The sequence below is a fragment of the Streptomyces sp. 12E genome, assembly GCF_055633275.1.
This window is the reverse complement of the sequence record NZ_JBVNCJ010000001.1, coordinates 4435817-4454966: the sequence shown is the minus strand read 5'-3', so window position 1 is coordinate 4454966 and position 19150 is coordinate 4435817. Positions and strand designations below refer to the sequence as shown.

At 73.4% G+C, this 19150-nt stretch carries 11 protein-coding genes; 2 read left to right on the top strand and 9 right to left on the bottom strand.

What is annotated here, in order from left to right; all coding sequences use genetic code 11:
* Positions 1 to 24: 24 nt before the first annotated feature.
* The 7 genes from ACZ8ZB_RS20770 to ACZ8ZB_RS20740 form a co-directional block, all read right to left on the bottom strand.
* Positions 25 to 1842 carry a GMC family oxidoreductase N-terminal domain-containing protein gene (locus ACZ8ZB_RS20770; RefSeq protein WP_470739163.1) on the bottom strand — a complete coding sequence of 606 codons (1818 nt, stop codon included), beginning with the start codon at positions 1840 to 1842 and terminating at the stop codon, positions 25 to 27.
* A gap of 40 nt (positions 1843 to 1882) precedes the next feature.
* On the bottom strand, positions 1883 to 3496 hold the full coding sequence (locus ACZ8ZB_RS20765) for a succinic semialdehyde dehydrogenase (RefSeq protein WP_470739162.1): 1614 nt from the start codon (positions 3494 to 3496) through the stop codon (positions 1883 to 1885).
* 131 nt (positions 3497 to 3627) lie between these two features.
* The gene (locus tag ACZ8ZB_RS20760) at positions 3628 to 5325 is read right to left on the bottom strand and encodes a serine/threonine-protein kinase (protein WP_470739161.1); all 1698 of its coding nucleotides are present in this window, start codon (positions 5323 to 5325) and stop codon (positions 3628 to 3630) included.
* Positions 5326 to 5405: 80 nt separating this feature from the next.
* Complete coding sequence (locus ACZ8ZB_RS20755) at positions 5406 to 6617, bottom strand: serine/threonine-protein kinase (protein WP_470739160.1); 1212 nt, start codon at positions 6615 to 6617, stop codon at positions 5406 to 5408.
* Positions 6618 to 6699: 82 nt separating this feature from the next.
* The gene (locus tag ACZ8ZB_RS20750; RefSeq protein WP_470739159.1) at positions 6700 to 8325 is read right to left on the bottom strand and encodes a serine/threonine-protein kinase; all 1626 of its coding nucleotides are present in this window, start codon (positions 8323 to 8325) and stop codon (positions 6700 to 6702) included.
* Between the two features lie 158 nt (positions 8326 to 8483).
* Complete coding sequence (locus ACZ8ZB_RS20745; RefSeq protein ID WP_470739158.1) at positions 8484 to 11030, bottom strand: protein kinase; 2547 nt, start codon at positions 11028 to 11030, stop codon at positions 8484 to 8486.
* Positions 11031 to 11183: 153 nt separating this feature from the next.
* A complete protein-coding gene (locus ACZ8ZB_RS20740) occupies positions 11184 to 13193 on the bottom strand; it encodes a protein kinase domain-containing protein (RefSeq protein ID WP_470739157.1) in 2010 nt (669 codons plus the stop codon).
* A 171-nt stretch (positions 13194 to 13364) separates the two neighbouring features.
* Here ACZ8ZB_RS20740 and ACZ8ZB_RS20735 point away from each other — a divergent pair, with 171 nt between their 5' ends.
* Complete coding sequence (locus ACZ8ZB_RS20735; protein WP_470739156.1) at positions 13365 to 14408, top strand: serine hydrolase domain-containing protein; 1044 nt, start codon at positions 13365 to 13367, stop codon at positions 14406 to 14408.
* Between the two features lie 76 nt (positions 14409 to 14484).
* Here ACZ8ZB_RS20735 and ACZ8ZB_RS20730 read toward each other — a convergent pair whose 3' ends face one another.
* Positions 14485 to 16191 (bottom strand): glycerol-3-phosphate dehydrogenase/oxidase, encoded by a 1707-nt coding sequence (locus ACZ8ZB_RS20730; protein ID WP_470739155.1) that lies wholly within the window; start codon positions 16189 to 16191, stop codon positions 14485 to 14487.
* 271 nt (positions 16192 to 16462) lie between these two features.
* On the opposite strand from ACZ8ZB_RS20730, the gene ACZ8ZB_RS20725 reads away from it, so the two are divergent.
* Positions 16463 to 17671, top strand: coding sequence for a nucleotide sugar dehydrogenase (locus ACZ8ZB_RS20725; RefSeq protein WP_470739154.1), 1209 nt, complete (start codon positions 16463 to 16465; stop codon positions 17669 to 17671).
* Positions 17672 to 17927: 256 nt separating this feature from the next.
* On the opposite strand, the gene ACZ8ZB_RS20720 is transcribed toward ACZ8ZB_RS20725, so the two are convergent.
* On the bottom strand, positions 17928 to 19052 hold the full coding sequence (locus tag ACZ8ZB_RS20720) for a GuaB3 family IMP dehydrogenase-related protein (RefSeq protein ID WP_470739153.1): 1125 nt from the start codon (positions 19050 to 19052) through the stop codon (positions 17928 to 17930).
* Between the last annotated feature and the right edge of the window lie 98 nt (positions 19053 to 19150).

The window sequence follows — 19150 nt, the reverse complement described above, 5'->3', positions numbered from 1 at the left end:
AGGGGGGCACAGGTCCTTTTCCCTTTACTTCTTCGGCGGCACCGCCGGCATCCCCAGGAACGGCAGCCGCAGCGCTCCGAACGCCTCCGCCGGGACCGCCGGGGACTTCGGCTCGACCGGCTCCAGGCGCCGGTAGGCCTCCCCCTGCGCGGGGCGCGGGTCGGCCTCGCCCTTGTTGGGCCAGTACGACATCGCCCGCTCGGCCTGCGCCGTGATGGTCAGGGAGGGGTTGACGCCCAGGTTCGCCGAGACCGCCGCCCCGTCCACCACCGAGATGCCCGGGTGGCCGTAGAGGCGGTGGTACGGGTCGATCACACCGGTCTCGCGGGAGCCGCCGATCGGGCAGCCCCCCAGGAAGTGGGCGGTCAGCGGCATCCCCGTCAGCTCGCCGACGTTGGATCCGGCGAAGCCGTTGATCTCGGCCGCCAGCGCCGACGCGCCGTCGGTGGCCGCCTTGATCTGCTTGGGGTTGGGGGCGCCGTGGCCCTGCCGGGCGGTGAGCAGCCCGCGGCCGGCCCCGGACGGCTTGAGGTACGTCGTCAGGGAGTTGTCCAGCGACTGCATCACCAGTCCGATGATGGTCCGCTCCGACCAGCGCCGGTTGGACAGCGAACGGAGCAGCAGCCAGGGGTGCCGCGCCACGTTGCCCAGCCAGCCGAGCACCCGGGCGGTGCCCGAGCCGCCGCCCGCGTACGGCACCTGGAGGATCGACAGCCCGCCCATCGAGTTGGAGCCCCGGCCGTAGCGGACCGGCTCGATGTGGGTGTTCTCGTCTGGATGGATCGACGACGTGATGGCCACACCGCGGGTGAAGTCGGCCTTCGGCGCGCCGGTGGCCCTGCGGTAGCGGCGGTCGTCGGTCTGCGCGCCGACCAGGGCTTCGGAGTTGGTGCGGGTCAGTTCACCCAGCCTCTTCGAGAGGTGCGGCAGTTGACCGCCCGCCTTCATCCGGTGCAGCAGCGTCTGGGTGCCGTAGGTGCCGGCGGCCAGGACGACCCGGCGGGCGCGGAAGGTCCGCCCCTTGCCCTTGCGGCGGTCGTCGGTCGGGAGCGTGGCGACGGCGAACCCGCCCCGCGAGTCCTCCGTGACCGACACGACCGTCGTCATGGGGTGCACGACCGCACCCGCCTTCTCGGCGAGGTGGAGGTAGTTCTCGTTGAGGGTGTTCTTCGCGCCGTGCCGGCAGCCGGTCATGCACTCGCCGCACTCGGCACAGGCCCGGCGCGACGGCCCCGCCCCGCCGAAGTACGGGTCCGGCACCTCCTGTCCCGGCTTCGCCTTCGTCTTCCCGTCGGCGTCCTCGCCGTCGCCGAAGAAGACGCCGACCGGGGCCATGTGGAAGCTGCCGCCCACGCCCATCCGCTCGGCCGCCGCCTTCAGGTGCACGTCCGACGGGGTCATGGTCGGGTTGAGCCGTACGCCGAGCATGCGCCTCGCCTGGTCGTAGTACGGGCCCAGCTCCTCCTGCCAGTCGGTGATGTGCCCCCACTGCGGGTCCTCGAAGAACGGCTTCGGCGGTACGTAGAGGGTGTTGGCGTAGTTGAGCGAGCCGCCGCCGACGCCCGCGCCGGCCAGCACCATGACGTTGCCGAGCAGGTGGATGCGCTGGATGCCGTACATGCCGAGCTTCGGCGCCCAGAGGTAGTTCTTCAGGTCCCAGGAGTTCTTCGGCAGGGTCTCGCGGGTGAAGCGGCGGCCGGCCTCCAGGACCGCGACGCGGTAGCCCTTCTCGGTCAGCCGGAGCGCCGAGACGGAACCGCCGAATCCCGAGCCGACGACGATGACGTCGTAGTCGTGGCCGGAGCCGTCGTCCGGTCCGTGGGCGGAGTTCTCCTGTGACACGTGCTCTCCTCGTTGAAAGCGGTGGCGCCGGGGGCGGGCCCTACCGGAAACGGAACGCCTTCATCAGGCGCAGGCTGCGGCTCATGAGGGCCGCGTACTTCTCGTCGTCCATGCCCAGTGACGGGGCCATCGGGAGGAGGCGCTGGTGGGCGACGGTCTGGGCCTCGGTGTACTTGAGGATGCCCTCGGAGCCGTGGCGGCGGCCGAGGCCGGAGTCCTTCATGCCGCCCATCGGGGACTGGACGCTGCCGTACGCGGCCGCGTACCCCTCGTTGATGTTGACCGTGCCGGTGCGCAGCCGGGCGGCGATCTCGCGACCCCGCCGGGCGTCCCTGGTCCAGACGGAGGAGTTCAGACCGTACGGGGTGGAGTTGGCGCGTTCGACCGCCTCGTCGTCGGAGGAGAAGCGGTGGACGGAGACGACCGGGCCGAAGGTCTCCTCGGAGCAGACGCTCATCGGGGCCTCGACGCCCTCGAGGATGGTCGGTTCGTAGAAGTAGGGGCCGATGTCCGGGCGGGCGGTGCCGCCCGCGAGCACCTTGGCGCCCTTGGCGACGGCGTCGTCGACGTGCCGGGTGACGGCGTCCAGCTGGCGTTGCCCGGCCAGCGAGCCCATGCCGGCGCCGTAGGCGAGGGACGCGCCGAGGCGGATCGCCCTGGTGCGGGCGGCGAAGCGCTCCAGGAAGGCGTCCGCGACCGACTCGTGGACGTACAGCCGCTCGATGGAGATGCACAGCTGGCCCGCGCTGGAGAAGCAGGCGCGGACGGCGCCCGCGGCGGCCTTGTCGAGGTCGGCGTCCTCCAGGACCAGCATGGCGTTCTTGCCGCCGAGTTCGAGGGAGACGCCGACCAGCCGGGCGGCGGCCCCCTGGGCGACCTCGCGGCCGGTGCGGGTGGATCCGGTGAAGGAGACGTAGTCGGCGTGCCGGACCACCTCGGGGCCCACCACCGGGCCCTCGCCGAGGACCACCTGGAAGACGTCGGCGGGCAGTCCGGCCTCGATCAGCAGGTCACGGGCCCACAGTGCGGTGAGGCAGGTCTCCGTGTCGGGCTTCATCACGACCGCGTTGCCCGCGGCGAACGCCGGGAGCGCGTCGCCGACGGAGAGTTCGAGGGGGTAGTTCCAGGGCGCGATCTGACCCACGACACCGCGCGGGTGGCGCAGTTCGGTGACCTTCGTCAGGGCGGGCATGGCGCCCGCGTGCCGCTTGGGCCGCAGGTAGGCGGCGGCCCGGCGGCCGTAGTGGCGGGCGGCGACGGCGACGGCCTGCACCTCCTCGTGGGCGTGCAGCCGGGCCTTGCCGGTCTCCAGCTGGATCAGGTCGAGCACCTCGGCCTGGCGGCTCAGCACCAGGTCGTGGAAGCGCAGCAGGACGGCGGCGCGCTCCCGTACCGGGATCCTCGCCCAGACGGCCTGGGCGGCGCGGGCCGCCTCGAAGGCCTTCGCGACGTCCTCGGGCGTCGACTCGGGCAGGTCGGCCAGCTTCTCACCGGTGAACGGCGTGTGGTTGGCGGTCCGGCCGGAACCGGCCACGCCCTTGGTGAGCTGGGCGACCAGCTCCGGCGTGACCACGTCGGCGGCGGTGCGGGCACCCGCAGGCGCGGGGGCGAGGGGGTTGGTGCCGGTCGTTTCCCGAGTCTGCGCGTCCGTCATGAGGCGCAGGGTATGCCGGGGAGAACACTTTGTGTACCCGTCGGTAACGGATTCCCGCACGGCTCACACATCACGCCAGTGAGCACTGGCAACAAAGCTCCTGATCAGGCCGTTGGCGGACGTCGGCTCGGTCAGAGCCGCCGGATGTCCCACGAGCCGATGACCGTGCGGGCGATCTCCCGGCCGTCCTCGGCGAAGTAGCCCTTGCCCGGGTACACGATCCAGAGCCGGTACATGTCGCCGTCCTCGCTCCGGTAGTACACGACCTGCGCCTCGCGCACCACCGCCGGGCTGGTGGTCGTCGTGTAGACGATGGTGTTCGTGGCCGCCTCACGGTCCTTGTACGTCGTCTCGCGCGGCTTGCCCTTCGGGGCCGGCGTGCCGGCGATGCCCCAGCCGTACTCGCCGTCCCTCAGCTCCTCCCAGTGCGCGAACGCCCGTTCCGAGGCCGAGGCCTCGATGTCGCCGTTCTCGTCCTCGGCCTTGACGTCGCGGTCGACCTCGACCCGCACCAGTCCGCTCGGGTCGGTGAAGGAGGCGACGGTCCCGTCCGAGTCCTCGGCCTGCTCCTCCCGCACGAAGTCCTCGGGCACCGCGACGCCGGCGCCCACCTCGCTCCCGAGGTCGTGCTGCTTCCAGCCGTCCGGCAGCGGCCCCGCGAACGGGTCGGCGATCACCAGGTAGGCGGCCAGCGTCCCCGCGACGACCGCCGCGCCCAGCGCCGTCAGCGTCTTGCGGCCGATCCGGACGCCCTTGCCGCCGGAGCCCGGGGCGGGGAACCGGGTCACCTGCGTGGGCTGCGGGGCGGGCGGGTTCGCGGCCGTCTCCAGTGCGGTGCGGACCTGGGCGGCGTTCGGACGGCGCGCCGGGTCCTTCTGCAGCAGCCCGGTGATGATCTCGGCCAGCGGCCCCTGCGCGGAGGCGGGCGGCGCCGGCGTGGCGTTGAGGACCGACTGGAGGGTGGCGGGGGTGTTGCTGCGACGGAACGGCGAGACGCCCTCCGTCGCCGCGTACAGCACCACACCGAGCGACCACAGGTCGGAGGCGGGGCCGGGACGCTGCCCCAGCACCCGTTCCGGGGCGATGTACTCGGGCGAGCCGACGAAGCCGCCGGTGTCGGTCAGATTGGTCTCGCCCTCGATCTGGGCGATGCCGAAGTCGGTGAGGACGACCCGGTCGTACCGGCCGAGCAGCACGTTGTCCGGTTTCACGTCCCGGTGCAGGACGCCCGCCGCGTGGGCGGCCTCCAGCGCGCCGAGCACCTCCAGGCCGACCCTGGCCGCCTCGCGCGCGGAGAGGGTGCCCTCGTCCTGCAGCACCTGGCCCAGCGAACGGCCCTGGACCAGTTCCATCACGATCCACGGCCGGCCGTCGACCACCGCGACGTCGTGGACGTCGACCACCGCGGGGTGGTCGAGTCGGGCGGCGGCGCGGGCCTCGCGGCGCATCCGCTCGAAGGCGTTGGAGCGTTCGCGTTCGGGAAGGTGGTCCGGGACGCGCGGCTCCTTGACGGCGACCTCGCGGTCGACGGTCTCGTCCTTGGCCCGCCACACCGTGCCCATGCCGCCGTGTCCGAGCTTGGCGAGCAGCCGGTAACGGCCGGCGATCAGCCGGCCGGCGCCGGGGTCGGACGTGGGCTCCGGGAGCGTCGGCCGGTACTGCGTCCGTTCCGGCGCCCGGCCGTGCGGCTGCGGCGGAACCACCTGGGTCGGCGCCGCGTACGGATTGCCGGGGTGCGGCACGGCCGCGGGCGGGTTCGGGTTCGGCGGTTGCAGACCGAAACTGGTGGGCTCGTCGGCCCCGTGGCGGGCTCCCCCGTCGTTGTTCATGGTTCATCCATATCGCGCCAAGCCCTCACGTATCCACTGCGGACGCCGACCGGTCACAGACCCGTGACCCTCGCGAGGGCTTATCTCCCGTTTACGGTGCTATGCGGCCGGATCGAGGCGTCGGTCGGCGTGGGAGGGGCCGAGGAACTCGGGGGCCCGGAGGACGATGCGCTCGCGGGTGTCTCCGGAGCCGTGCTCGTCGGCGTGCCCCCTCCGTCGTCGCCCCGGTCCTGCAGGAGCAGCGCCGCCGCGGACACCCCCGCTCCCACCATGGCGGCGACCGCCAGTGCCGCGACGAGCGCGCCCCTCGTGGGCTGCCGCCGGGCCGGAAGCGCCTCGGGCCCCCCGGCCACGTCCCCCCGCCGCACCGGGGGCCGCCGGCGGGGCGCGTCCCGGTCCGCGGGCAGCGGTCCGGGGGGCGCCGACTCCGGCGTACGGCCCGTCTCCCGGAACGCCCGCAGCATCCGCTCGGCCCGGTCCGCGTCCAGCCGGCGGTCGGGGTCACGCTCCAGCAGACCGCGCACCACGGGAAGAATCGGCCCCGCCTCGGCGGGCGGCCGTATCTCGTCGACCACGACGGCGTGCAGGACCCCGCCGAGGGAGTCCCGCCGGAACGGCGACTCGCCGCTGAGCGCCGTGCACAGCAGCGCGCCCAGCGACCACAGGTCGGACTCCGGTCCCGTCCTGGCGCCGGACATCCGCTCGGGGGCGGTGTACTCGGGCGAGCCGACGAAGGAGCCGGTCTCGGTGAGCGTGGTGGAGCCCGACACCCGGGCGATGCCGAAGTCGGTGAGGACGACCCGGCCGGTGCCGTTCTCCAGCAGGACGTTGGCGGGCTTGAGGTCGCGGTGCAGCACACCGGCCGTGTGGGCGGCGCGCAGCGCGCCGAGCAGGTCGATCCCGATCCGCGCGGCCTCCGCGGCGTCGACCGGTCCCTGCTCGGCGATCCGGTCGGCGAGGGACGGCCCGTCGATCAGCTCCAGGACGATGTACGGGTGTTCGTCGTCCTCGACGACGTCGTGGACGACGATGATGTGCGGGTGGCTCAACTGGGCCAGGGCCCGCGCCTCGCGCAGGGTGCGGTCCCGCTGCCGCCGGGCGTCCGCCGCGGAGAGCGTCTCGTCGAGGGGGAGTTCCTTGACGGCGACCCCCCGTCCGAGCAGTTGGTCGGTGGCCCGCCAGACCACACCCATGCCGCCGCGTCCGAGCCTCGCCTCCAAACGGTAACGGCCCGCTATGACACGTCCGTTGGTCCTGGCGGTCGCGTTCTCGGCGTCCCCGTCGGTCCCCATGGGCCCATCATGCCCCACCGGATGTGTCGGCTCCGGTACGGCGATTCGGCCAAGCGGCGCGCAGCCGCGCCCGGCACCGGCGTCAGGGCTCGCGCCACCCCTTCAGCACCGTCTCGAACTGCTCGCGGGCCGTGGCCCAGTCCTCGGCCGGCCCGGACATGTAGATCGCGTACTCGACCCCGTTCCGCGAGAAGTACATCTGGTCGACCGCCCGGCGCGGCCCCGGGAAGCCGGTGTCCTTGGCCAGCGCGGTCCAGCCGTACTCCAGCCGGGCGCTCTCGCGGTCCCGGTAGACGCGGCGGTCCAGAACGATCCGCCGGTAGTCGACCAGGCGCTCCCCTATCTGCTGGTCCAGATCGCTCAGGTGCTCGTACGGGTCGTCGAAGTCGGGCGAGTCGTCGATGGCGATGCGGATGAAGTGGTTGCCGCCGTCGGGCGTGTAGTCGACCTGCCGGGTCCCCTCGTCGAAGACCTCGCGCTCCCAGTCGTCGCCGGGCAGGGCGATGCTGAAGCCGTAGGGATCGCTGCGGCGGACCCAGCCCTCCGGGAGGCCGCCCCGCGACTCTGCCTGCCCCGTCCCGGTGGGGCCGGGCGTGGGGGTGGAGGTGGCGGTGGCCGTCGGGGACGGGCCGGCCGTGGTGCCGCCCCGTTCCTCCTGCTGGAGCATCACCGCGGTTCCCCCGCCGATGATCGCCGCCAGGACCACGACCAGGGCGATCACCCGCCCGCGCACCCGCCGGCGGGGGGCGACGGCAGGGGGCGCGTACAGCTGCTGAACGGCCGTGGGACCACCGCGCGGGTGCTGCGGGGCCGCCTCCGGCCGGGTCTCGTGCGGCAGTGGCACGTGGGCGTCGACGGCCCGGGTCGGCACGTACTCCTGTGCGGCGGGCGGCCGGCGTCCCTCGGCGGCCTCGGCGAGCATCTGCTCGGTCCGGTCCGCGTCGGGGCGGCCGGCCGGGTCCTTGTGCAGGAGTGCGCTGATGACGGGCGCGAGCGGGCCGGCGTGCCGCGGCTCCTCGACCTCCTCCTCGACGACCGCCTGCATGGTGGTCAGCGGTGAGGTGCGGCGGAACGGCGACCTGCCCTCCACCGCCGTGTACAGCGTCGCGCCGAGCGCCCACAGGTCGGAGGAGGGGCCGGGGTCGTGGCCGCGGACGCGCTCGGGGGCCAGGTAGTCGACCGAGCCGACGACCTCGCCGGTGCGGGTGATGGCCGTGTCGCCGTCGATCTGCGCGATGCCGAAGTCGGTGAGCAGCACCCGGCCGTCCCGGCCGAGGAGGACGTTGCCGGGCTTGACGTCACGGTGCAGCACGCCGGCGGCGTGCGCGGCCCGCAGCGCGCGCAGCACCCACAGGCCGATGCGCGCGGCCTCGCGGGGCTCGACGCGTTCCCGTTCCTTCACCTCGTCGGCCAGCGAGCGGCCCTCGACCAGCTCCATCACGATCCACGGCCGGCCGTCGTGCTCCAGCACGTCGTGCACCGTGACGACGGCGGAGTGGTTGATCCGCGCGGCCGCCCGCGCCTCCGCGCGGGTGCGGGCCAGCAGCCTGGCCTGTTCGCTGTCGGAGACGTAGAGCGCCGCGGTCAGTTCCTTGATGGCGACGGCCCGGTGCAGCACCTCGTCATGGGCGCGCCACACCCGGCCCATGCCACCGCTCCCGATGGATTCGCCGAGCCGGTAGCGGCCCGCGACGAGCGAGCCCTGCATCTGATTCACGTTGCCCCGCAATGGTCTTGACAGAGCCAGCGTAAGTATCCCGGCGCGTCCTGGGAACCGAGGGGGCGCCTTGGAGACCGCACTGTGACAGTTGTCGCTGCCCGGGGCGTCAGGCAACCAACACGCCTGTGGCGGCGTGGAGTCCGTGGTCAGCCGGTGAACCGGTAGGTCGCGGCGGCCTGCTCGTAGAGCCGTGTCACCTCGTCCCGTTCGGCCTCCGGACCGCGCACCTGCACCACGTGGTAGCGGCCGTCGATCAGCGCCGCGAGGTTGCGTACGTACAGCTCGCCGCCGTCGCCGGTCCAGGTGAACTGGCCCTCGGCCATGGTCCGTCCGCCCACCTCGATGGTCTTCAGACCGGTGGAGGTGGCCCAGCTGGAGTCGCGGTAGGGCTGGAGCTCGCGCTCGTCGTCCCGCTGGTAGGCCATCGGGTCGCTGCCGTACTTCTGCGCGCTGTCCCGGCCCGGTACGACGATGAGCTCGAAGTCACCGCCCGCGTAGACGACCTGGCCGCTGCCGTTCTTCGCGGTGCGCTGCCAGCCCTCGGCGACGGCGATCCGGAAACCCTCCGGGTCCTTGGCCAGGGTGAAGCCGTCGGCGACCTCCGGGTCGGTGGTCTGCGTCTCGGCGGAGGCGTCCGACTCCTCGGGGTCGTCCCCCGGCTCCGCCGGGCTCTTCCCGTCTCCCGGCTCTCCGCCGGCGTCCGGTGGGCTCGGCACGGGGCTCACCCCACCGGCGGCTCCGGTACGGTCGGTGGAACCCGTGTTCTCCTCACCGGACTTCGGCATGAACAGCATGGCGTACGCGATCGCCGCCGCCATGGCGAACAGCACCAGCAGGAGCAGGGTGCGGCCGAGCCGGCGCGGGGAACCGGTGTCCTGCCTGGTCCGCTTGTGCCGTCCGTGGTGCGCGGGGAGCCCGGCCCGGCGCCTGCGCACCAGCTCGCCCCGGCGCCGTATGACGGGCAGCCGTCCGGCGTCCACCGGCGGCGCCGCTATGACGTGCACACCCGCCTCGGGTTCGGGAGCCGACCGCACCAGCGAACGCAGCCAGCCGCTCAGTTCCTCGAAGTCGAGGCGTTCGGTGGGATCCTGACGCAGCAGCGACTCCACGACCGGCCTCAGCGGCCCGCACTCCTCGGCGAACGCGGGCGGCTCGGCGCACACCATCTGCACCAGCTCGGCCGTCGACTCCTCCGGGTAGGGCGCGTGTCCCTGCACGGCCCGGAACAGCAGGGAGCCCAGCGCCCAGAGGTCGGTGGCGGGGCCGATCGGGGCGGCCAACTGCCAGTTCTCGTGCACGGGACCGGCCTGCTCCGGCGCCCACCGCTCCGTCACGGGGCCGACGACGGCCATGCGTGCCTGCCGCGCCCGCTCGGCGGCCAGCGCGGTGGCCGGGCCGCTGCGCGCGGGGGCGTGTGCCACCAGGTCGTCCCAGCGTGCGGGCGGAGCGGCGGCCGCCGCCGGTTCGAGGGCGGGGGCTTCGGGTGTTCCGAGGGCGGTGCGTCCGCTGTCTCCGCCCGTACGGGGTGCGGCACCGTACCGTCCGGTGGCGCCCACGCCGTAGGGGTCCGCTATCTGCCCCGGCGGGACCGCGGCGGCGGTCGTGCCCGCGCCCCCGTCCCCCGGCCGGGAGACGTACGGCGGCTGCGCGGAGCCGTCACCGTGCTGCGGGGCGGAGTCCGGGCCGTCGTCGCCCTCCGGGGCGGGCCGGGCGCCGGGCAGGGCGGCACGGCCGTTCTGCTGGGCCTCCTGCACCCGGGCGGCGGCGCGGGTGCCCGCCCGGTACGCGGCGATCGCCCCCGCGCGGGCCGCCCGCACGTCTCCCGCGCTGTCGAGGGCCTTGGGGGCCACCACGGGCGACAGACCGCCCGCCGTGTCCGCTCCGCCGCCGGACAGCCGGCCGGCCCGCGCCTCGATGGCGGCCCGGCGCGCGGCATCGGGGTCGGGGTCCGGGCCGGCGGTGAAACCGGGTGGCCAGGACGGGCCGCGCCCGGTATCCGGCGTTCCCGCGGGCGCCGCCGGTCCCAGGGCCTCGAGCGCTCCCGCCGTCCGCTCCGGCTCCTCGTCCGGAGGGGGCACCGGGTCGTACCCGCACAGTGCCTCCTCGGCCGCGCCGACCGCGAGGCCGGTGAGCATCACCCGGCCGTCGTCGCAGACGAGCACCGTGCGCGCGGTGATGTTGCGGTGCACCCAGCCGTGGGCGTGCAGTACCCGCAGCGCGGTCAGGACGTCGGAGGCCACCTCGGCCGCCCGGTACGGGGACAGCGGCTTCTCGGCGAGCAGGGCGGCGAGCGGACGCGCGGGCACGAGTTCACTGACTATCCACAGGGAACCGCCCTCCGCGAACACGTCGAAGACCTGGTCCAGGCGCGGGTGGTCGGGAACGGCGGCCGCCGCCTGCGCCGCCTCGAGCGCGCGCCGCACGACCGGGTCGGCGGGCCGCCGCGTGCCCCCCCGCGCGGGCCCGGGACCGCCCCGCCGCACACCTCCGTCACGGGCGGTGAAACCGTCGGGCAGCCCTTCCGCGTCCAGCACCTCGGCCTCGACGACCTCCGGCAACGGGACCTGCCTGACCAGGACTTCCTGCCCGCTGTACGTGTCGAAGGCGCGGGTCTCGGTCAGCTCGTACTCGTCGGAGGGCGGCAGCGGCAGGCGGTAACGGTCGGCGAGAACCCGTCCCGCGTAGTCGTCCACGTTGCCTCCCCCGGCACTACGGTCGGTCGGTTCCGTTCGCCCGGCGGGCCGTCCCGGCTTCGTACGGTCCGCAAGCATTCACGATACGTGCCGGAGGCAACCCGCAGTGAGGGGATGCCACATCTGACTCCCCATTCCGCGGGCCGGTCATGCTCAGGACTTCGGCCGGAACGTCTTCGTCAACGTCCGCCAGGTGTCCTTGCGCCGGTCGCTGTCCCAGTCCGCGGCCCTGGCCGTGTACATCAGCCCGTACCCGAGCCGGTCGCCGACGACGGTCCCCCGGTCGATGGACCGGTACTTGGTCCCGCCCTCCACATAGGTGAACTCCCAGTCGGCCGTGTCCCAGCCGCGGTACTCCACCGCCTCGATACGGATGCGCTGGTACTGGGCGCGCACCATGGCGCGCTCCTGGTTCTTCCAGTCCGCGACCGGGTCGTCCTTCGGCGTGGTCGTCCAGCCGATGAGCAGCTTCTGCCCGTCGGGACCGGTGAACCGGTCCCCGGCGGCCCCCGTCGACCGGAACTTCCATCCCGCGGGCAGCCCGATCGAGTACCCCTGGCCGCCGTTGTACGTCTCCGTCGCCGACGTGCCGCCGCCGTCCTCCTCCTTCCCGGCGTCGTCCTCGTCCTCGTTCCCGGCCGGGCCGCCGGTGCCCGCGGTGGCGGTCGCCGCACCCGCTCCCGATTCCGTGCCCGTCGACTCGGTCGCCGTGCCGTCGGTCCGGGTGCCGTCGCCCTCGTCGCCCTTGGTGTCGGCGCTCGGGGTCCCGCTGGCGACGGTCGCGCCGCCGCTGCCGCCGGCTCCCTTGTCGCCCCCGTCGTCGCCGCCGAGCGTGAGGGCCAGCACGATGCCGAGCACGGCGAGCACCACGACCACCGCGATGATGACCAGCGTCCGCCGCGGCACCACATCGGTGAGCGGCGCCCTCGGCACGGGCCTGGCCGGCAGGTCCGGCGGCGTCATCACCGGCCAGCCCGAGCCACGGCCGCCGGCCGCCGGCTTCGCGGCCGGGGCGGAGGGCGACGTCACGCCGGGCCTCGTCCCGGAGGCGCCCGTCGGCGTGCTCCTGGTTCCCGTGGCCGGTTCGGCGGCCGAAGCGGCGCTGCCGCCGCCGGACTTGGCGCGGACCGCCGCGGCGGCACCGGCCGAGCCGGCCGCCACCGCCGCCTTCCGCACGGAACGCAACGCGCCCCGCAGCTTCTCCCCGGCCTCCTCGCCGCGCCTGCCCCCGGCGCCCGCGCGCTCGTCCGGCTGCTCGGGCAGCGGCACGACCTTCGTCGCGTCCGCCGGTTCCCCGGCCCCCTTGGACGCGGGCGCGTCCAGGACCGCGTTCAGCATGGCCCGGGCGCCGCTGTCGTCGAGCCGCTGGGCGGGGTCCTTGGTGAGCAGCCCGTAGATGACGTCCCTGAGCGGTCCCGCGTTCTTCGGCTCCTCGAGCGGCTCGGTCATCACCGCCGTGAGCGTCGCGATCGCGGACCCCTTGTCGTACGGCGGTGTGCCCTCCACCGCCGCGTACAGCAGTCCGCCGAGCGACCACAGGTCGGCCGCCGGCCCCGGCTTGTGCCCGCGGGCCCGCTCCGGGGAGATGTAGGAGGGGGCGCCGACCAGCATGCCGGTCGAGGTGATGGACGGATCTCCCTCGACCTGGGCGATGCCGAAGTCGGTGAGCACGACCCGGCCGTCCTCGGCGATCAGCACGTTCGACGGCTTCACGTCGCGGTGCAGGATGCCCTCGCGGTGCGCGGAGCGCAGGACGTCCAGGATGGCGAGGCCGACCTCCGCCGCGCGCTTCGGCTCCAGCAGACCGTCCTCCCGGATGGCCTCGGCGAGCGACTTGCCCTCGACGAGCTCCATCACGATCCAGGGCCGGTCGTCCTCCTCGACCACGTCGAAGACGGTCACGGCGCTGTTGTTGCGGATCCGCGCGATCGCCTTGGCCTCGCGCAGCGTCCGCGTGATCAGCCGCCGCTTCTCCTCCTCGTCGATGTTCGACGGGAAGCGGAGCTCCTTGACGGCGACGGTCCGCCCCAGGGTCTCGTCCTGGGCCCGCCACACCGTGCCCATGCCGCCGCGGCCGAGCACATCTCCCAGCCGGTAACGCCCGGCGAGGAGACGTGCGCTCCTGTCCTGACGGGATGTCCCCGCCCGCTCCGCCTCCGACATGCGTCCCCTCATGCAACCCGCCCTGACAGAGCCTTCATTGTCCCTCACCCGACAAGTGCTCGACGCCCAGGGTGCCTCTGGCCGCACTTCGGGCCCAACGCACACGGCACCCGGGCGGCGAACGCGCTCCCCTACCCTGCATGATGGGCCTCCGACCTGGGGGGAGCCGGGATGCAGCCGCTTCGGACACTACTGGCCGTTCCTGTGTTCCTGGCCCTGCTCGCCCTGGCCCCGACCGCCTCCTCGGCCCCGGCCGTCCCGCCTACGGACGCGCTCCTTCCGCTCCTGGTCACACGAGGTGGAGCCCCCGCCGCGGCCCTGCTGGCCCTGGAGGAGACCGGCGTCCGCTACGCCGACACCGGCCCGGGCATCGGACACGCCGACCACTTCCGCGCCGGCAGCATCACCAAGACGTTCGTCGCCACGGTCGTCCTGCAACTGGCCGACGAAGGCCGCCTGTCCCTGTCCGACACCGTGGAGGAGCATCTGCCCGCTCTGGTGCGGGAAGCGGGCAACGACGGCCGCGCGCTGACCCTGCGCTCCCTGCTCACCCACACCAGCGGCCTCCACGACTTCTCCGCGGAGACGCGGGGCACCGTACCGGTCGCCCCTCTTCAGGCCGTCCGCATCGCACTCACCCGCCCCCCGGCCGCTCCCGGCCGCTTCTCCTACTCGAACACCAACTACGTCCTGCTCGGCCTGGTCGTCGAACAGGTCACCGGCCGCTCGTACGCCGTCGAGGCCGAGCACCGCATCATCGCTGCGCTGCGTCTGACGGGCACCTCCTTCCCTGGCTCCCGGACCTCTCTGCCCCCGCCGCACGGCCGCTCCTACGCGACCGACGGCACCGACGTCACCCGGCTCGACCCGCGGGTGGCCGGCGCCGCGGGCGAGTTGGTGACCACGCTCGCCGACCTGGACCGCTTCTACGGGGCCCTGCTCGGCGGTGAACTGCTGCCCCCGCACCGGCTGCGCGAGATGCTCGACACCCGCACCGCACACGGCTCGTACGGCATGGGCCTGTTTCCTGTGACGCTTCCGTGCGGCACCACGGTGTGGGGACACAACGGACGCATCTCCGGCAGCTACGTGCGCACCGCGGCCACGGTCGGCGGCCGGCGTGTCCTCACCTTCCGCGTGAACACGGACTCGATAGCGGATCCCGGCCTCGAACCCGCGGTACTCACGGCCGAGTTCTGCTCCCGCACCTCCTAGAACGGACGGGCCCCGAACGGATATCCCGCCCCTTGTCACCCGTTCGAGTGATTCGGGCCGGTGGTCCGCGGCGCGCCTACAACGGCACGATGTCCGGCGCCCCCAGCCGCGCCGCGTCCGCCGTCAGGTCGTCGGGCTGCCGCTGCGACTCCCGTTCGGCCTCCACCCGCTTCTCGTAGTGCCGCACCTCACGCTCGATCTGGCCCTTGTCCCAGCCCAGCACCGACGCCATCAGCTCGGCGGCCTCACGGGCGCTGCGCACACCCCGGTCGAACGTCTCGATCGAGATGCGGGTGCGCCGGGTCAGCACGTCGTCCAGGTGCCGTGCGCCCTCGTGCGAGGCGGCGTAGGCGATCTCGGCACGCAGATAGTCGTCGGCAGCCCGGAGCGGCTCGCCCAGCGCGGGGTCCGCGGCGATGAGGTCCAGGACCTCCTCCGCCATCGCACCGTACCGGTGCAGCAGGTGCTCCACCCGTACCGTGTGCAGCCCGGTGCGCGCGGCCGTGCGCGCACGGGCGTTCCACAGGGCGTGGTACCCCTCGGCACCCACCAGCGGCGTGTTCTCGGTGACGCAGTCGGCGACACGGGCGTCGAGTCCGTGCACCGCCGCGTCCACCGCGTCCTTGGCCATGACCCGGTACGTCGTGTACTTGCCGCCCGCCACCACGACGAGCCCGGGTACGGGATGCGCCACGGTGTGCTCGCGGGACAGCTTGCTCGTGGCGTCCGATTCACCGGCGAGCAGCGGTCGCAGACCCGCGTACACGCCCTCCACGTCGTCCCGCGTCAACGGCACGGCGAGCACCGAGTTCACGTGCTCCAGCAGGTAGTCGATGTCCGCGCTGGACGCGGCCGGGTGCGCCTTGTCGAGGTCCCAGTCGGTGTCCGTGGTGCCCACGATCCAGTGCCTGCCCCAGGGTATGACGAACAGCACGGACTTCTCGGTGCGCAGGATGAGCCCGGTCGTGGAGTGGATGCGGTCCTTGGGGACGACCAGGTGGATGCCCTTCGAGGCCCGCACGTGGAACTGGCCGCGTTCGCCGACCATCGCCTGGGTGTCGTCGGTCCACACCCCGGTGGCGTTGACGACCTGCTCGGCCCGGATCTCGTACTCGCCGCCGCCCTCGACGTCCTGCACCCGGGCGCCGACGACGCGCTCGCCCTCGCGCAGGAACCCGGTCACCCGGGCGCCGTTGGCCGTCCTCGCACCGTACGCCGCGGCCGTCCGTACGAGGTTCACCACGAACCGGGCGTCGTCCATCTGGGCGTCGTAGTACTGCAGGGCTCCGACCAGTGCGTCCTTCCTCAGGCAGGGCGCGACGCGCAGGGCGTGACGGCGGGTCAGGTGACGGTGCGCGGGCAGGCCGCGCCCGTGCCCCCTGGCCATCGCCATGGTGTCGTACAGCGCGACGCCCGCTCCGGCGTAGAGCCGCTCCCAGCCCTTGTGCTGCAGCGGGTACAGGAACGGCACCGGGCGCACCAGATGCGGGGCGAGCCGCTCCAGCAGCAGGCCGCGCTCCTTCAGCGCCTCCCGCACGAGCACGAAGTCGAGCATCTCCAGGTAGCGCAGACCACCGTGGATCAGCTTGCTGGACCGGCTGGACGTACCCGACGCCCAGTCACGCGCCTCGACCAGGCCCGTGGACAGGCCGCGCGTCGCGGCGTCGAGCGCCGTACCCGCGCCGACCACGCCGCCGCCCACCACCAGCACGTCCAGCTCGTGCTCGGCCATGGACGCGAGTGATTCGGCGCGCTGCGCCGGCCCCAGTGTCGCTGTCCTCACCGCTGCCTCCCGCTCATCGGTCGCATCGGCCGCACCCGTCGGGCGAAGCCCGGTCCCCACCCTCATGCCCAGATTCTGACCGGCTTGCCCGACTTCAGCCACCACGGACCCCGGCCTGTGGACGACCCCGCAGGACGACTCACCGAAACTCAGCCGACCAATCCCACATATCGGTCATATTTACTCCTAGTCTGACATTGCGCTCGCCTGCCCGGTCCACAGGGCTTGCGCACCTGTCGCACTCCGGTTATTGGGAAGGACGGCCCACGCCATGCCCGCAGATCTCGCCGTCATCGGACTCGGCCCGTACGGCCTGCCCCTGGCCCAGGCCGCCGTCGCCGCCGGCATCCCCACCATCGGTTACCGGACCGGCCCCGAGGCGGGCCCCCTCAGCGCCGCCGAACATCGCCGCATGCTCGCGCGGGGTTTCCGGACGACCGCCAACGCGGCCGAACTCGGCCGGGTGCGCACCGCGGTCATCTGCGCGCCGACGCCGCGCGGTGCGGACGGCGGACTGGACCTGGGCCAGGTGGAGACGGCCGCCCACACCCTCGCCGCATGGCTGCGCCCGCACACCACGGTGATCCTCGAGTCCCCCGTGCCGCCGGGGACGACGGAGGGCCCCCTGCTGCGCCTGCTCGAGTCGGTGTCGGGCCTGCGCGCGGGGCACGACTTCCACCTCGCCTACTCCCCCAGCCGGGCCGACCCCGGCAACCGTGACCACACCCCCGCCAACACCCCCAAGGTCATCGGCGGTCTCACCCCCGCCTGCACCGAGTCGGCCGCCGCCTTCTACGGGCGCATCACCGACAAGGTCGTACGCGCGCGCGGCCTGCGCGAGGCGGAGACCGTGCAGCTTCTCGAGACCAACTTCCGGCACGTCAACATCGCCCTCGTCAACGAGATGGCCGCCCTCTGCCACGACCTGGGCATCGACCTGTGGGACGTCCTGCGCTGCGCGGAGACCAAGCCCTTCGGCTTCCAGGCGTTCCGCCCCGGCCCCGGCGTCGGCGGCCACGCCGTACCGCAGGACCTGACCGCCCACGTGGGCCGCACCCTGCGCATGACGGAACTCGCCCAGGAGGTCAACGGCCGCATGCCGCGCTACGTCGTGCAACGCGCCGCCGCGCTCCTCAACGAGCACGGCAAGTCCGCACGCGGCGCGCGGGTGCTCCTCCTCGGCGTCACCTACAAGCCCGACCTCGCCGACCTGCAGGGCTCCCCGGCCCAGGAGATCGCGGCCCGGCTGATGGAGCTGGGCGCCTCCGTCAGCTACCACGACCCGTACGTGCCGTCCTGGAACGTCCTCGACCGCCCGGTCCCCCGCGCGGACTCCCTCTACGAGGCCGTCGCCGACGCAGACCTGACGATCCTGCTCCAGCCGCACCGCACGTACGACCTCCAGGGCCTGTCGGTGAAGGCCCAGCTGATGCTGGACACGCGGGGGGCCACTCCCACGGGGGCGGCGCACCGGTTGTGAGGGGGCGCCGGACGGCCGACGGGTTGGCAATGCCTGCCAGGGAGAACGGTGGCCGCTCACCTCCCGCAAAGCCACACGACACGCCTCCTCCCGACCTTCACCATCCGCAGATGGGTCCGGTCGCGGGCGGTGGGCCTCGCGGAGACGGCCCACAGCGCGCCCCCGGACGCGGGGGCTCCGTCCGCGCACGCGGACACGCGGAAGGGGCCGGTCACCCGGGCGGGGTGACCGGCCCCTTCACGTGCCGTGCGAAGGACTACCGCCGGTGCTGCGAGTCCGCCACCGTCACCTCGACGCGCTGGAACTCCTTCAGCTCGCTGTAGCCGGTCGTGGCCATGGCGCGGCGCAGGGCGCCGAAGAGGTTCATCGAGCCGTCGGGGGTGTGGGACGGACCGGTGAGGATCTCCTCTATCGTGCCGACCGTGCCGAGGTCGACCTTCTGGCCGCGCGGCAGCTCCTCGTTGACGGCCTCCATGCCCCAGTGGTGGCCCCGGCCCGGACCGTCCGTCGCGCGGGCCAGCGGGGAACCCATCATCACGGAGTCCGCGCCGCAGGCGATCGCCTTGGGCAGGTCGCCGGACCAGCCGACGCCGCCGTCCGCGATGACGTGCACGTACCGGCCGCCGGACTCGTCCATGTAGTCGCGGCGGGCGGCGGCCACGTCGGCGACCGCGGTGGCCATCGGGACCTGGATGCCCAGCACGTTGCGCGTGGTGTGCGCGGCGCCGCCGCCGAAGCCGACCAGGACGCCCGCGGCACCGGTGCGCATGAGGTGCAGGGCGGCCGTGTAGGTGGCGCAGCCGCCGACGATCACCGGGACGTCGAGTTCGTAGATGAACTGCTTCAGGTTCAGCGGCTCGTGCGCGCCGGAGACGTGCTCCGCCGAGACCGTCGTGCCGCGGATGACGAAGATGTCCACGCCCGCGTCGACGACGGCCTTGGAGAACTGGGCGGTGCGCTGCGGGGAGAGCGCGGCGGCGGTGACCACGCCCGAGTCGCGCACCTCCTTGATGCGCTGCCCGATCAGCTCCTCCTTGATGGGAGCGGCGTAGATCTCCTGCAGGCGGCGCGTGGCCGTCTCGGCGGGCAGGCCGACGATCTCGTCCAGCAGCGGCTGCGGGTCCTCGTAGCGCGTCCACAGGCCCTCGAGGTTCAGCACGCCGAGGCCGCCGAGCTCGCCGATGCGGATCGCGGTGGCCGGGGAGACGACCGAGTCCATGGGAGCGGCCAGGAACGGCAGCTCGAAGCGGTAGGCGTCGATCTGCCAGGCGATCGAGACCTCCTTCGGGTCCCGCGTACGGCGGCTGGGGACGACGGCGATGTCGTCGAAGGCGTACGCCCGGCGGCCGCGCTTGCCGCGCCCGATCTCGATCTCAGTCACGTCTGTGGCCTTTCCCTGATGCGTTGCAGCGCCTTCCAGTATCCCCGACGACCGTGGCGCCCACCGCCCCGGACATACGGCGAGGGCGGCCCGGACAC

Bases quoted from the DNA above. Each gene is read 5' to 3' on its own strand.
- ACZ8ZB_RS20750 (WP_470739159.1), bottom strand. From the start codon at position 8,325: ATGCAGGGCTCGCTCGTCGCGGGCCGCTACCGGCTCGGCGAATCCATC.
- ACZ8ZB_RS20740 (WP_470739157.1), bottom strand. From the start codon at position 13,193: ATGTCGGAGGCGGAGCGGGCGGGGACATCCCGTCAGGACAGGAGCGCA.
- ACZ8ZB_RS20755 (WP_470739160.1), bottom strand. From the start codon at position 6,617: ATGGGGACCGACGGGGACGCCGAGAACGCGACCGCCAGGACCAACGGA.
- ACZ8ZB_RS20760 (WP_470739161.1), bottom strand. From the start codon at position 5,325: ATGAACAACGACGGGGGAGCCCGCCACGGGGCCGACGAGCCCACCAGT.
- ACZ8ZB_RS20765 (WP_470739162.1), bottom strand. From the start codon at position 3,496: ATGACGGACGCGCAGACTCGGGAAACGACCGGCACCAACCCCCTCGCC.
- ACZ8ZB_RS20735 (WP_470739156.1), top strand. From the start codon at position 13,365: ATGCAGCCGCTTCGGACACTACTGGCCGTTCCTGTGTTCCTGGCCCTG.
- ACZ8ZB_RS20725 (WP_470739154.1), top strand. From the start codon at position 16,463: ATGCCCGCAGATCTCGCCGTCATCGGACTCGGCCCGTACGGCCTGCCC.